This is a genomic window from Dellaglioa sp. CoH-56-MRSF-10 (assembly GCF_056782175.1).
In genome coordinates, this window is the sequence record NZ_JBXAYF010000060.1 from 1 (window position 1) to 368 (window position 368).

Consider the following 368-nt stretch of genomic DNA (forward strand, 5'->3'; position numbering starts at 1 on the left):
TTGCGGATTACCGAATCCGCATCAAATGACGAGTGTATCTAATCCGCAAAATCGCAACGGCCGGGAAGTGCAGCGATATCGAACGTCGTGTGACATTCAAACTTGCGGCCGTATTCCTCGTTGTACCCGGCACTCAGGCCGCCGCCCGTCGAATCGAGGCGCTGCGTGCGCGCCGCTTTCCAGCTATCCAGCGTCAACCCGTAACCCTTCTTTTCGACCTTTTCGTTATGCGCCTGCACGTAGCCGCGCAGATAGGCCAGACGACGAGCCGCGCCGATTTTCAGGTTAAGGTAGGTTGCCATATTTGCCTCTAGTGGTTAATCCCGCTCAGTGCGGTATGTGTGAATCTTACGGGGTTTGGTTTGAGC

Annotated in this window: 1 protein-coding gene; it reads right to left on the reverse strand. The window is 55.4% G+C overall.

Annotated elements, in window-relative coordinates; all coding sequences use genetic code 11:
- Positions 1 to 38: 38 nt before the first annotated feature.
- Positions 39 to 302, reverse strand: coding sequence for a hypothetical protein (locus AC1RP4_RS07835; protein ID WP_481763245.1), 264 nt, complete (start codon positions 300 to 302; stop codon positions 39 to 41).
- Positions 303 to 368 lie beyond the last annotated feature (66 nt).

Bases quoted from the DNA above. Each gene is read 5' to 3' on its own strand.
- AC1RP4_RS07835 (WP_481763245.1), bottom strand. From the start codon at position 302: ATGGCAACCTACCTTAACCTGAAAATCGGCGCGGCTCGTCGTCTGGCC.